Source organism: Pontibacter kalidii, assembly GCF_026278245.1.
Classification (GTDB): Bacteria; Bacteroidota; Bacteroidia; order Cytophagales; family Hymenobacteraceae; genus Pontibacter; species Pontibacter kalidii.
In genome coordinates this window covers 2,155,017-2,167,736 of record NZ_CP111079.1, presented here as the reverse complement: position 1 = coordinate 2,167,736, position 12,720 = coordinate 2,155,017, and the positions used below count along the sequence as shown (strand labels likewise).

The 12,720-nt window shown below is 55.2% G+C and carries 10 protein-coding genes; 2 read left to right on the top strand and 8 right to left on the bottom strand.

Annotated features, from left to right (window positions below; genetic code table 11):
* Positions 1 to 94: 94 nt before the first annotated feature.
* The 7 genes from OH144_RS09245 to OH144_RS09215 form a co-directional block, all read right to left on the bottom strand.
* Positions 95 to 970: an SMP-30/gluconolactonase/LRE family protein gene (locus OH144_RS09245; protein WP_266206013.1), complete on the bottom strand. Its 876-nt coding sequence runs from the start codon at positions 968 to 970 to the stop codon at positions 95 to 97.
* A 62-nt stretch (positions 971 to 1,032) separates the two neighbouring features.
* Positions 1,033 to 2,145 carry an AMP-binding protein gene (locus tag OH144_RS09240; RefSeq protein ID WP_266206012.1) on the bottom strand — a complete coding sequence of 371 codons (1,113 nt, stop codon included), beginning with the start codon at positions 2,143 to 2,145 and terminating at the stop codon, positions 1,033 to 1,035.
* A 217-nt stretch (positions 2,146 to 2,362) separates the two neighbouring features.
* Complete coding sequence (locus OH144_RS09235; RefSeq protein ID WP_266206011.1) at positions 2,363 to 2,818, bottom strand: DoxX family protein; 456 nt, start codon at positions 2,816 to 2,818, stop codon at positions 2,363 to 2,365.
* Positions 2,819 to 2,962: 144 nt separating this feature from the next.
* Positions 2,963 to 3,406 (bottom strand): DoxX family protein, encoded by a 444-nt coding sequence (locus tag OH144_RS09230; protein WP_266206010.1) that lies wholly within the window; start codon positions 3,404 to 3,406, stop codon positions 2,963 to 2,965.
* 382 nt (positions 3,407 to 3,788) lie between these two features.
* On the bottom strand, positions 3,789 to 5,489 hold the full coding sequence (gene menD / locus OH144_RS09225; protein ID WP_266206009.1) for a 2-succinyl-5-enolpyruvyl-6-hydroxy-3-cyclohexene-1-carboxylic-acid synthase: 1,701 nt from the start codon (positions 5,487 to 5,489) through the stop codon (positions 3,789 to 3,791).
* Positions 5,490 to 5,584: 95 nt separating this feature from the next.
* Positions 5,585 to 6,757, bottom strand: coding sequence for a chorismate-binding protein (locus OH144_RS09220; protein WP_266206008.1), 1,173 nt, complete (start codon positions 6,755 to 6,757; stop codon positions 5,585 to 5,587).
* Positions 6,758 to 6,786: 29 nt separating this feature from the next.
* Positions 6,787 to 7,206 carry a PaaI family thioesterase gene (locus OH144_RS09215; protein ID WP_266206007.1) on the bottom strand — a complete coding sequence of 140 codons (420 nt, stop codon included), beginning with the start codon at positions 7,204 to 7,206 and terminating at the stop codon, positions 6,787 to 6,789.
* A 57-nt stretch (positions 7,207 to 7,263) separates the two neighbouring features.
* Here OH144_RS09215 and OH144_RS09210 point away from each other — a divergent pair, with 57 nt between their 5' ends.
* Positions 7,264 to 7,878 carry a histidine phosphatase family protein gene (locus OH144_RS09210; protein ID WP_266206006.1) on the top strand — a complete coding sequence of 205 codons (615 nt, stop codon included), beginning with the start codon at positions 7,264 to 7,266 and terminating at the stop codon, positions 7,876 to 7,878.
* Between the two features lie 226 nt (positions 7,879 to 8,104).
* Positions 8,105 to 9,805: a pyruvate dehydrogenase complex dihydrolipoamide acetyltransferase gene (locus tag OH144_RS09205; RefSeq protein ID WP_266206005.1), complete on the top strand. Its 1,701-nt coding sequence runs from the start codon at positions 8,105 to 8,107 to the stop codon at positions 9,803 to 9,805.
* Positions 9,806 to 9,975: 170 nt separating this feature from the next.
* Here the strand turns inward: OH144_RS09205 and OH144_RS09200 are convergent, their stop codons facing one another.
* Positions 9,976 to 12,567: a M1 family metallopeptidase gene (locus tag OH144_RS09200; RefSeq protein ID WP_266206004.1), complete on the bottom strand. Its 2,592-nt coding sequence runs from the start codon at positions 12,565 to 12,567 to the stop codon at positions 9,976 to 9,978.
* Positions 12,568 to 12,720: the final 153 nt, after the last annotated feature.

Below are 12,720 nucleotides of genomic sequence, written 5' to 3'. Positions count from 1 at the left end.
CAATAAGGTACACCGAAAATGAGAAGGCAACTAACACGTAACGGTGTAGCTGCCTTGCCTCAAACATTATAACGGTATTATGTATCTAACGGATTTACCTGGCTCTTAGTCTATACGCCACCACTCTATTATCCCGGAAAGTTGGCACGAGCAGCAAACCGGGCTGTGAAGCGTAGCTGATGTCGGCGGCATTTATGTTCTTACTCTTCGTGTCGAGCAGGCGCCATTTCTTGCCCTCCTGGTTTACGTAGTATACCTCGCCGTCCCAGCTGGAGATCAGGTAATTGCCGTCCTCCAGCCTGGCGATGCCGTCCGCTGACTTGATGCCATCCACCCAATCTGTGAAGTCTTTCGTGTCCGGATCGACCAGCCGCACCTGTCCGCTGCTCATAAAGGCCACAAGCATGCGGTCGCCTTCTAGGAAGATGCCGTTTGGCTTCTCGCGCCTGGTGTTGTCTATCCAGGTGCTCATGCGGCCGTTGCGCAGCTGGTAAATACGCTTTTGCTCCGAGTCGGTGATGTAGACCGTGCCATCCCCATCCACCGCCACATCGTTCAAAAATTTAGCCTTCTCGGCTTTATACCTGCCCAGCACTGCACCAGACTGTGTCGCAATGGCCACCACTTCCTCGGTATCGGCCACATAGAGCACGTTGTTGTGCAGCGCCATGCCGGCGGGGTTGTTCAGGCCTGTTATCCAGTACAGCTCCTCTATGTTTCCCTCCGCATCCAGCCGCGATATAAAGCCGTCGCCGTCGTTTTTCCCGGAGGTGCCGTTCATGTTGGTCACATAGATCACGTTGCGCTGCGCATCGAAGAGGGCAGACTCAGGGGTTTTAAACGCGTTGTCGGAGGCCCAGGCCTGCTCCAGTTCCACCGGGCCCCGGCTTGTGAACAGGCCGCTGCTGCAGCTGCCCAGGGTAAGTATAAAAAGTGCCGTGCACGTACCTGTCCATATACCTCTTTTCATATAGATCATTTTTGATTTATACTTAGTACGGGTATGTGCACGAGCCGTTGAGTAATTATACTTTAATCGGTGTGGAGCCCTAGCTTTTGGAGGGTGCGCTGCCGCGATATTTTTCCGGTGGCCGTCTCGGAGAAGGCGCGGCTGTAGTACACTTCCTTGGGCATCTCGAACTTTTTGAGCAGGAGGCGCAGGCGCTCAAACAGCTGCTGCTCCGCTTCTTCCGGCAGTTTCTCGCCTTCCAGCACCAGCACAATCTTCTCGCCGAGCACCTCGTCGGGTTGCGGGGCAATGAAAAAGCGCGGGGAGTCGATGTCGTCGATAAAGGTCTCGGCGATGGCTAGCTCTACCTTCTCGGTCTGCACCTTCACGCCACCGGTGTTAATGGTGTTGTCGGCGCGGCCAATCCAGCGGAAGCGGGTAGGGGTAAGCAACTCCACGATGTCGTTGGTTACCAGTAGCTCGTTGTTCGTCACGTCGCCCTTTATGGTGAGGCAGCCGCGCTTGTCCAGGCCCACCGCTATATCGTCGAGCACGTTGTAGTAATCAGCAGCATCTGTTCCGTTGAGCTTGCGCAGGGCAATGTGCGAGGCTGTTTCCGTCATGCCATACGTATGGTAGATGGGCGACTGGATCCGCTGTAACTCCCGCTGCTGGGTAGGGGTAACGGGCGCTCCGCCCACCAGCATGCCTTTCATGTGGTTGAGTTGCCCCAATCGCTCCGGCGTTTCCTGCAGGATGGTGTGCAGCTGCATGGGCACAAAAGAGCTGAAGGCGATGTTCTCCTCGGGGCTTACGAGCGTGAGCGGGTTACTGATCGGCTCCACGATTATCATCTTCAGGTTGGCCTCAAAGCCGCGTACCAGCATCATCATACCGGCAATATACTCTGTGTTGAGGCACACCAGCGTGCAGTCGCCGGGCTGCAGGTTGAGCAGGTTGATGGTGCGCCGGGCGCTGGCCTCGAGCTGCCGGCGGGTTAAAGTGATGGTTTTGGGAACGCCGGTGGAGCCGGATGTCTGGATCGGGAACTCCTGCACGCCATCCAGCCAACTGCGGCAGAATTCAAGCGTGTTGCTCTCGTAGCCATTCAGCGGAATGCTGTCACGGAAGGAGTAGGAGGCGATTTCGTCGTAGTAGAACTTCTTGCCGTTCAGGCTCAGGAACTTGTCTGTCATGTAGCAATTATCGTTGTGCTTTTCCTGGCTTGCGCCGCCGGGAAGAGGGGATGCCCCATCTGTTTAAACTATAGCACGTACGTGCTGCTGCAAAATTGGGGCAAAGTGCCGTTAAAACAAACAAGGTGAGCAAAGGTTTTCTGGCTGCTGCTGCTTTTGGGCATCAGCAAAGGGTAGGCGCATACGTTAAGCGACCCCTGGAGGTATCCGGCATACGTTAATAGAGCCAGTCTTTATCCGGCCTCCGGATAAGGTGATCCACGGAGAAGCGGCCAGAGCCGAAAATAAGGAAGAAAATAAGCAGCAGCAGCACTGCGATAGAGGACCAAAGCTCGGTGTTCTCAGAGTAAAAACCTCTCTCGGGATTGATGAAAAAAACGGCTCCGATCAGGATCGGTAACTGGAAAAGTATGGCTACCCGGGTTATCAGTCCTAGGGCAATCAGCAATCCGCCCACCAAGTGCGCAAAGGCTACATAGTGCGCCAGGCCTATCGATACCCATGGGAACTGACTCTTCTGCATGATGCTGAACAGCGCGGCGGTATCTTGGATAAACATAAAACCCTTTATTATCAGGAAGGCACCCAAACCAATTCTCATGAAATCGAGCCACAAGGGGTGGTGTGTATCCGCCCAGCGCTCCACGCGATACATATCATTTGTAAGGTTCATGGCTTTACAGATTAAAAGTGAAACATATTGATTCTCACTTTATTAAACGTAGTTTGCCATGTATCGGACGATTTTAAGTACAAATTATATTATTGCTTTTTATCCGGAGTAAGGAAGTACAAAACCGAGCCTCTGAAACCAGTTCTATTTCTGGTGCCGCAGCACCTTGTTGTCCACAGAGTAGCGGCCAGGGCCAACGATCATGAAGAACAACAGCAGGGCCATCACCGCCCCAGACAGCCAGAGCTCGGTGTTACTCAGGTTGATGCCCTGTTGCGGATTCACGATGAGCAGGGCACCCAGCACGACGGGAATCTGCAGCAGCAGGGCCAGCCGGGTGAGGAAACCGAAGGCGATCATCAGCCCACCAATAATATGCACCGCACTGGTGAACACCGAGGCTTTGTGCATGCCGATAAAATCCTGGCTCTGGCTGAAGACATAGAAAAGGTCGCTGCTATGCTCCAGAAACAGGATGCCTTTGATGAAGAGGAACAAGCCAAGAAGGATCCGAAGGCCATCCATCCAGACCGGGTTGCTGGCGCTGTTCCGGGGCGCAGCGTGGTTTAATTCGTGTGCAACGTTCATGGCGCAGAAGGTTTAGGTAAAACATGCTTCTATTTATATATACGCCTTGATAACTTTATCGGACAAGAATAGGGGAAGTAATTGGCAAAGGGCCAATGTTCCTTTAAGCGGATGGCCCGCACAAAACCAGCTTTCTCTATGAGCTGCGTGGCAGGTGTTACAGTTACTTCACAGGATTAGTAGCATTTGGATTCGCGCGCATCTCAACTGCCTGCTCCCGTTTTAGTAAAGCCAATTCCCGTCCTCGGAGGGGCTGGGGTGGGTTAAAAAAGATAGTAAATTACTGTACGCATAACACATTCGATGCTGGTGTAGGTCAGCAGGTTCGCGCCAGCAAAGGGGAGACTTTTCTCTTGAAGGGTGAAAGGCTAGGATTTATACTTTACAACAACTTTAGACCGCGCACAGCTTGCCTATACTTTTCGAAGGCCTCGGCATTGGCCGCGCTGTCGGTAAAAATCTCCAGGATGCCTGCACCTGCCTCAGCGGCAAAGAAGCCGGGAAGCGCCTGGTCCAGTTCTTCCATCCCTTGCACGGAAGTATACTTTATCCCAAAATCGCGGGCGGTGTTTTCGGCATTCAGCGCCTGGTGCGTCTCAAAGAAGGGGGCCAGCTCGGGCTGTTGCCTTGGCCCATCTATCAGCCTGAAAATGCCGCCGGCGTGGTTGTTGAGCAGTACGATGCGCAGGTTCTGCGGCTGGTAGTTGTGCCAGAGGCCGTTCCGGTCGTAGAAAAAGGCCAAATCGCCGGTGAGCAGCGTGGTGATGCCGGGGCTGGTGAGGGCGCAGCCGACGGCCGTGCTGGTGCTGCCGTCTATGCCGCTGGTGCCGCGGTTGGCGTAAACCTCCACCTGCTGCTGCGGCTGCAGGGCTGCTATGTTGGCATAGCGCACCGACATGGAGTTGGCCAGGTGCAGATTGCTTTGCTGCGGCAGTTGCTGCAGCACGCGCGTCACGATCGGTAGCTCGCTGTAAGCAGCCCCGGTGCTGTACGTCTGCAGGAAATCACCGGCTGCTTTATTAGCGGCAGCCCAGTCGGCGGAGAAGTCGTTGTCGGATTTGGTGCTGCCGGCCATAGCGCTGAAAAAGCTGTGGGGGGCGCAGCGCACGATCTTCGTCAGCGACTGGAACGTATCGGCTACCTGGCCGGCGGGCTGCAGGTGCCAATGGGCCTTTGGTTTATACTTGCGCAGGTATAATTTCAGGGCTTTGGAGATGGTGGACTTGCCGCAGGTGATGAGCAGGTCGGGCTGCAACTTGGCCAGTTGTTCCTGGTCCGCGTTGGCGAAGATCACATCCTGGTGGCGCACGGCCTCCGGCAAGCTGTGTATGTTGCTGATGATATCGCCTGCGACCACGGCACCGGTGGTCTCGGCAAAGGTTCCTATACTTTGGAGCAGTGCCTCGTGGTGCTGCGCCTGGCCGGTCAGCACCAGCACTTTTCTATACTTGAGTATTTCCTGCTGCAGCTTCAGCGCCTGCCCCTCGCTCAGGGCATACGTGTGTGCCTCCTCCTCGATTACTTTTACTTGGCCATACTGCAACTCCTCGCCGGGGGCAGGGTAGAAGGGCTCGCGCAGCGGCACGTTGAGGTGCACCGGTCCGGCAGGGTAGGCCAGAGCCTCGTTCAGCGCCTCCGACACCATACGCTCGCTGTGCCATACGGCATCGGAGTGCGAGAAATCAGCCGGGAAAGTATAGCTGTGCTTGATGTGCTGCCCGTAAACGTTTTGTTGCCGTATCGTCTGCCCGTCGAGCTGGTCAATCCACTCCGGGGGGCGGTCGGCGCTCAGGATTAACAGCGGCACCTGCTGGAAGTATGCCTCGGCCACGGCCGGCGCATAGTTCAGGGAAGCCGTGCCGGAGGTGCACACGAGCACCGTGGGCTTGCCTGTTGTCTGCGCCATGCCCAGGGCGATAAAGGCGGCAGCCCGTTCATCGCTCACAGTGCGCACCGTAAACTGCGGGTGGCGGGCAAAAGCTATGGTCAGGGGCGCACAGCGCGAGCCCGGCGACAGCACCACCTGCTCCACACCCTTCTGGGCGCAAATCTCAGCTATATTTACAACGGGCTGTAGAATCATAATGAGCGAATGAGTGAGTTAGTGTATGAGTGAATGTGTGAATGAGGAATGAAAGAGAATAAAATTCACTCCATCACTCATTTACTCAATCAAAATTAAAAATCCGACAGGATCTTCCCCATCGTCTGCATTTTGTGCTGGGTTTCCTGCCATTCTTTATGTGGGTCGGAGCCCTCGGTGATGCCGGCGCCGGCGTAAAGAATAGCCTCATGCTGGCGTAGTTGCATGCAGCGCAGGTTTACGTACAGGTGCGAGCCGCCCGCGCCGTTTACCGGGCCCAGGAAGCCGCTGTAGTAGCCGCGGCTGTAACCTTCGTGGGCCAGTATAAATTGCAGCGCCGGTTCCTTGGGCAGCCCGCAAACGGCCGAGGTCGGGTGCAGCAGCTCCAGCATGTCGGTGCCCAGGGTCGGGAAATGCACCTCGTTCAGGTTTACCTTAAAATCGGTGCGCAGGTGCATCAGGTTGCCGGCCACAATCGTTCTGGGGCCGACTTCAGAATACTCGCGGAGGCGTAGTTTCTTAAAGCAGCTAAGTATGTAGCGCTCCACCATGGCCTGCTCCTCAATCTCCTTCTGCCGCCAGATGGCGTCGGCCATGTTCTCCACAGCCGTTTGTGTGCCCGCCAGTGCCACCGTATGGAACACCTGCTGCTCGTTTATACTTACCAGGATCTCAGGCGAGGCCCCCATCCAGGTGCCCACACCCGGTACCGACACCAGCGACACGAAGGCCCGCGGGTAAGTGGCCACCATCGTCTTAAAGGCTGCCACCGGCGAGAAGCTCTCTGGCAGCGGCTCCCGGTCGTTTCGCGACAGCACCACCTTCTCCATCTCCTCCGCCTTTATACGTTCCACCGCCTTCCGTACTGCAGTGGTAAATCCCTGCTCGGTCTGGAAAGTATGATTTTCTGTGCTGGCGGAAGTATGCCAGCCGTTTATACCTGGTGCCTCCCGCAGCAAGGCGTAAAATGCCTGCAACTGCGGCTGTGGAACCTCGGCTGCAGGCGTCAGGGTTTCCCCGTCGAAGTATAGATCGCCCTTTATAAAGAGGTTCCGGTCCTGTGCTGATACCTGGAAAGGGCAAAAGAAGAAGCCGAAGGGGCTGGTTTCGAGTTGCGGTTGCCCGGTCGTGAATTGCTGTCCCAGTTGCACGCAGGCCTGCAGCTTATCGGAAAAGGGCAGGCGCCAGACAGCCACCGCCTTTTGCCCGGCGATGGCTGCTCGGAAAATCTGTTCTAAAGTATACTTCTGGGTTTGCTCACCCCTCATAGTCGCTCCTTTTGGCAAGTATAGCCGGTTTATTTTTTATCGATTACGGCCACGGTCATGCGACTGATGCACACCAGATCGCCTTCCTCGTTGGTGATCCGGGTCTCCCAAACCTGCGTGCTCCGGCCTACATGAATTGGGGTGGCCCTGCCGTACACCCAGCCCTCGCGGGCACTGCGCAGGTGGTTGGCATTGATCTCTAAACCAACGCAGGCCTTTTTTGTTAAATCTACCTGAAGGGCCGCCCCCATACTTGCCAGCGACTCGGCCAGCACCACCGAGGCCCCGCCGTGCAGCAGGCCCATGGGCTGGTGCGTACGCTGGTCCACGGGCATTTTGCCGCACAGGTAGTCGGCGCCCACTTCCGTAATTTCGATGCCCAGGTGTTCGATCATGGTGTTCTGGCACCACTGTTTTACACGCTCTACCGTATCTGTATTTTTATCCATCCGCTGAGATGCCTAAATTCGCGCTGATTTATGTAAGTAGGCAAAAGTAGAAGAATTTTGAGTATTAAGAAAGTATACCTCATCCGCCACGGGCAGACAGACTATAACCAGCAAAGTATTGTGCAGGGCAGCGGCGTTGACTCCGTGCTGAATGCGGAGGGGCAGCGGCAGGCAGCCCTGTTTTACGAGAAGTATAAGGACGTGAAGTTCGATAAAGTGTATACTTCCACGCTGCAGCGCAGCATTCAGTCGGTGCAGCAATTCATCGACCTGGGGATTCCCCACGAGCAGCACACCGGTCTGAACGAAATAAACTGGGGCACCCGCGAGGGCACCCGCATCACTCCGGAAGAGGACGCCTACTACCACGGCATCCTGCAGACCTGGTGCGATGGCAATACCGAAATCTGCATAGAGGGAGGCGAGAGCCCGCAGCTGGTTTTTGAGCGGCAGCAGCCTTTTATAGATTTAATGCTCAGCAGGCCGGAGGAGGAAACCATTCTCGTGTGCATGCACGGCCGGGCCATGCGCATTTTGCTGTGCCAACTGCTGCGCTACCCCTTGCGCTGCATGGATGAGTTCAGGCACCAGAACCTCTGCCTTTACCAGCTGGACTACACCGGAAGTATGTTTGCCGTTAAAAAGTACTGCGATGTGGCGCACCTGCAGTAGCCTCCCGAAGGTATAACACAGAAGTAAGGTGCCGAAACTTTAGATATTAAGCTTGTTTGCGTAACTTGCTTGCCGGAGCAGTATGCAGGCTAAAGTAGGGCAGCGGTAAAGTATCCGGTGGCGGTAAAATCATTTGTATGCATACTTAGTTTGAATAAAATATTTTTAAATCTAATTTTGGGCGGATCATACAAGACCTATTGGGCGAATAAACAACACGAAATTTATGGCTGAAGTTATAAAAATGCCCAAGATGAGCGACACGATGACGGAGGGGGTGATTGCATCTTGGTTGAAAAAAGAGGGCGATAAGGTAAGCGCCGGCGATATCCTGGCAGAAGTGGAAACCGACAAGGCCACCATGGAGCTGGAGTCCTACGAAGACGGAACACTGCTGTACATCGGCCCCAAAAAGGGGGATTCTGTACCGGTGGATGCCGTCATCGCGATTATTGGCAAGGAAGGCGAGGACATTTCCGGCCTGCTGAGCGAGGTAAAAGGCGGCGGCGCTCCGGCTGCCAAGGCAGAAAAGAAAGAGGAGAAGCCTGAGCCGAAGAAAGAAGAAACCAAGCCTGCCGTTGCCAAAGAAGAGGCACCAGCCAAAACCGCCGTTGACACGAGCAATATCAAGGCCTCCGTTATCCGCATGCCGAAAATGAGCGACACCATGACCGAAGGGGTGCTGGTGAGCTGGCAGAAGAAGCAAGGCGACAAAGTGAAGTCCGGAGATGTGCTGGCAGAAGTGGAAACCGACAAGGCCACCATGGAACTGGAGTCCTACGAAGACGGAACACTGCTGTATACGGGCGTGAAAGAAGGCGACTCCGTGGCCATTGACGCCATCATCGCCATTATCGGAGAGGAAGGCGCGGACTACAAAGCACTGCTGGAAGCGGCTTCGTCCAACACGCAGGAGCGCGAGGAGAACGCCCAGACAGACGAGGCCATCGAGGCCGGCGTAGACGCGACAACGTCAGAGAAAGTACAGGAAACAAACGTAACCGACACTGCCGGCGAAGAAACCGCTGCTGCCTCTGAGAATGGCCGCATCAAGGCTTCGCCGCTGGCCAAGCGCGTGGCCAAAGAGAAAGGCTTTAACCTGAGCCAGATAAAAGGTACAGGCGAGAATGGCCGCATTGTGCTGCGCGACGTGGAGAGCTTCACGCCGTCTGCCGCACCGCAGAAAGCCGCTGCGCCGCAGGCTGCTGCCCCTCAGGCCAGCACTGCCATACCGGGTGCTCCAGCCGAGGCTTACGAAGAGGTGAACGTATCGCAGATGCGCAAGGTAATTGCCCGCCGTCTGGCCGAGAGCAAGTTCTCCGCTCCGCACTTCTACCTGACCATGGAGATCGATATGGACAAAGCCATCGAGGCACGCGCCAGCATCAACGAAGTATCTCCGGTGAAGGTATCCTTCAACGACCTGGTCATCAAAGCCGCTGCTGCGGCCCTGCGTCAGCATCCGGCGGTTAACTCCTCCTGGCTGGGCGATAAGATCCGCTACAACAAGCACATCAACATTGGTGTGGCCGTAGCGGTAGAAGAAGGCCTGCTGGTACCGGTTGTTCGCAACGCGGACTACAAGTCGCTCTCTGCCATCTCTGCCGAGGTGAAAGATTTGGGCGGTAAAGCAAAGAGCAAGAAGCTGCAGCCGTCCGACTGGGAAGGAAACACGTTTACCATCTCCAACCTGGGCATGTTCGGCATCGAAGAGTTCACCGCCATCATCAACCCGCCGGATGCCTGCATCATGGCTGTGGGAGGCATCAAGCAAACACCGGTTGTGAAGAACGGTAACATCCAGATCGGCAACGTGATGAAGGTTACCCTATCTTGTGACCACCGCGTGGTGGATGGCGCGGTAGGCTCCGCCTTCCTGCAGACGTTCAAGAACCTGCTGGAGAACCCGGTGAGAATACTGGTGTAATCTACTCGAAGTATAACGTTTAAAAAGCCCCTCCGGAAACGGAGGGGCTTTTCTTTTTTCAAAAGAGCGCATCATGTTTGTAAAACCGGTGACTGTTCGTACTCATAGCCATTGCCACGCTAAAACCTAGACACTCGCGGGGCTTAAAGACGCCGCGAGGTTTGATTGATTTACTGCTGTTGCACCAGCTTCTCCGCCCGGAACAGATCGTCGGAAGCCTGCAGGATTTTGGCTTTAAGCTTTGGGTTATAGTTTTGGTTTGCCTTCAGAAAATCGCGAACGACCTGGGCTGCTGTGGTGGTTTGGTAGGAGCCTAAAGTGGCGCGGAGCCAGTTAAAGGGAAAGAAAATATCGCCCGTGCGCTGGATTTCGGCCAGCAGCTCCAGGCTTTGGGGCAGGTACTTCTCAGAAGTCTGAGCACGCAGCGGGTGGTGCAGGTAACCCAAGGCTGAGGCTACCCAGGACTCTTTCTCCCGGTTCTCGGCATCTTTAAGTGACGCGAAAAACGCATCCCGCACCTGCACATCAGCAGACAGCGCTGGCATGAGGAACTCCAGCCGTTTTTTTCGGTCAGGGTTCTGGATGCGGGTCAGTTGCTGCTGCAGTATACTTTGTGCCGGATAGTCGCGCACGGCCAGGGCAAGTGCCAGCGAAGTATAATCATCTTCATTCAATTTGACACCAGTAGGCGGCTCCTGCTTTTGCCATACCTGGTACAACCTGTCCTGCGCTTCTTTGGAGGTGGCTACACTTTGGTAGGTCTTGAAGAGCAGCTTTTTCACGTTTGGCGCCTGGTGCTGCTGCAGTGCCTGCCACACATGCTGCTCCAGTTGCGCCGCCTGTTGCTGGCGTTGTGCCGGCGAAAGGAAAACCCAGTACAGATCGCTTAGCTGCCCGGTAAGCAGCTTAATGTTCAGCTCCTCCTGCTCCTGTGTCAGCCCTTTTTGGTAGAAACTGAGGAGTTGTTGTGGGGTAAGGCTGCGGCCGTTGAGCATGTTCTCGTAGAGGTTGATGTAAGCCGACGCGCGCTGTACTGGGTCCTGCAAAGTATACAGCCGCTGCAGCATCGCCTCATCCACCGGAAACACGCCGTAGCCCTGCCCCGTGGAGTTGAAAAGGATGAACTGCGGCACCTCTTTGCCTGCGGCTGTCTCCACCACCACATCCTCGTTCGTCATGTCCACCGTCAGCTCTTCCATCCGGTCGGGGTACACCAGCGCTATTTCGAAGAACTGCGGCCATACCCTGTCAGAGCCGTCTTCGCCTTTCTGTGACACGCGCAGCTGCTCGATTTTGCCGTTGCGGGCCTTCAGTTCATGCGTAAAAACAGGCCGTCCCGGCTCGTTCACCCAGACCTGGTTCCACTGTTGCAGGTCGGTAGGGGTGCGGGCATCCAGTATTTTGATGAGGTCGGGCCAGGTGGCGTTTTGAAAGGCGTAGGTTTTCAGGTATTCCTGCAGTCCTTTGCGCAGTTCATCCTCACCCATCAGGCGCTCCAGCTGGCGCATCATAATGGGGGCTTTGTGGTAGATGATGCCCCCGTAGAGCGAGCCGGCATCCTGCAGGTTGTCCAGCGGCTGGCGGATAGGGTTAGCCCCGGAAGTGCGGTCGATGCTGTAGGCGGCGGGGAAGTGGTCTACCAAAAACTTCATGTCATAGTTGGTGTTCTCCAGCGCCACCTGCGTTACCTTATCAGCCATAAAATTGGCGAACACCTCCTTCATCCACACATCATCGAACCATTGCATCGTTACCAGGTCGCCGAACCACATGTGGGCCGTTTCGTGCGCGATAAGGTTGGAGCGGGCGATTTTCTCGTCCTTCGTTGCCGTCTCATCCAGAAACAGAGTGGAAGCTTTGTACTGGATCGCGCCCACATGCTCCATGCCGCCATACTGAAAGTCCGGAATTGCCACGAAATCGAACTTCTGGAAAGGGTAAGGGATCTGTGTATACTCCTCCAGAAAAACCAGCGCATCGCTGTGGAGCTGGAAGATCGGGTCCATGCTTTCGCGTAGCTTGGCCTGATCGGTTTCGCGGTGGTAAAAGTGCATGGTGGTGCCCCTCATGTCGCGCTGCACATGCTTGAACTTACCCGCCGCAAACGAAAACAGGTAAGTAGGGATGGTATCAGAAATAGCGAAAGTATAGCTTTTGCTGTTCTCTGCCACCGTAGAGTCTACCAGTGCTCCATTCGCTAACGCGTTCCAGTCTTTGGGAAGTGTTAAACTAAGCTTGAAGGTGGCTTTCAGGTTGGGTTGGTCGAACACGGGCAGCACGGTGCGGGCGCGGTCGGGCACCAGCAAGGTATACAGGTATTCCTCGTTTCGGTTCAACGACAAGTCCCCGGCGATAAACTCTACCTTTACCTCATTCTCCCCAACCTTAAGAGCTTTGGCTGGCAGGAGGATGTGCTCGTTCTCTAGCTTCGCCTCCAGTTGCTTGCCGTTCAGCCATACTTGTTTCAGGTGGTCGGGGGCCTCTTTAAAGTCGAGCTGCAGCGGGCGGCTGTTGTCGGAGAGGCGAAAGGTAATAGTCTCGTAACCAAGAATAGGCTGCTGCTTCTGCTCCGGGATCTGCAGGCTGATGTCGTAGGCGATGCGGCTGAGCACCTGCTTGCGGTAATCGGCCAGTTCCTTGGATACGCCGGTTTCTACGGGTATGGGCTCTGAAGCAGGAATAGTGTTGCTGCAGGAGGCCAAGGAGCCTGCGCTGAGCAAAGCGATGCCTGCCAGGAGTAGGTTTCTGTTTCTCTTTTTCATACTTTTCAAATATACTTATTAATGTTGGAGAGTAGGGGAGTTTAGGAGTTAGAGAGTTCGGGAGTTAGAAAAGTATACAAGTATGAATTCCCCTCCTCGGAGGGGTAGGGGTGGGTTCATTCTAGTAAAACAGGCTCAAAATTACTGTCATTC

Excerpts from the sequence above, each read along its gene's own strand:
- OH144_RS09245 (WP_266206013.1), bottom strand. The coding sequence starts at position 970 with ATGAAAAGAGGTATATGGACAGGTACGTGCACGGCACTTTTTATACTT.
- OH144_RS09240 (WP_266206012.1), bottom strand. The coding sequence starts at position 2,145 with ATGACAGACAAGTTCCTGAGCCTGAACGGCAAGAAGTTCTACTACGAC.
- OH144_RS09235 (WP_266206011.1), bottom strand. The coding sequence starts at position 2,818 with ATGAACCTTACAAATGATATGTATCGCGTGGAGCGCTGGGCGGATACA.
- OH144_RS09230 (WP_266206010.1), bottom strand. The coding sequence starts at position 3,406 with ATGAACGTTGCACACGAATTAAACCACGCTGCGCCCCGGAACAGCGCC.
- menD (WP_266206009.1), bottom strand. The coding sequence starts at position 5,489 with ATGATTCTACAGCCCGTTGTAAATATAGCTGAGATTTGCGCCCAGAAG.
- OH144_RS09220 (WP_266206008.1), bottom strand. The coding sequence starts at position 6,757 with ATGAGGGGTGAGCAAACCCAGAAGTATACTTTAGAACAGATTTTCCGA.
- OH144_RS09215 (WP_266206007.1), bottom strand. The coding sequence starts at position 7,206 with ATGGATAAAAATACAGATACGGTAGAGCGTGTAAAACAGTGGTGCCAG.
- OH144_RS09205 (WP_266206005.1), top strand. The coding sequence starts at position 8,105 with ATGGCTGAAGTTATAAAAATGCCCAAGATGAGCGACACGATGACGGAG.
- OH144_RS09200 (WP_266206004.1), bottom strand. The coding sequence starts at position 12,567 with ATGAAAAAGAGAAACAGAAACCTACTCCTGGCAGGCATCGCTTTGCTC.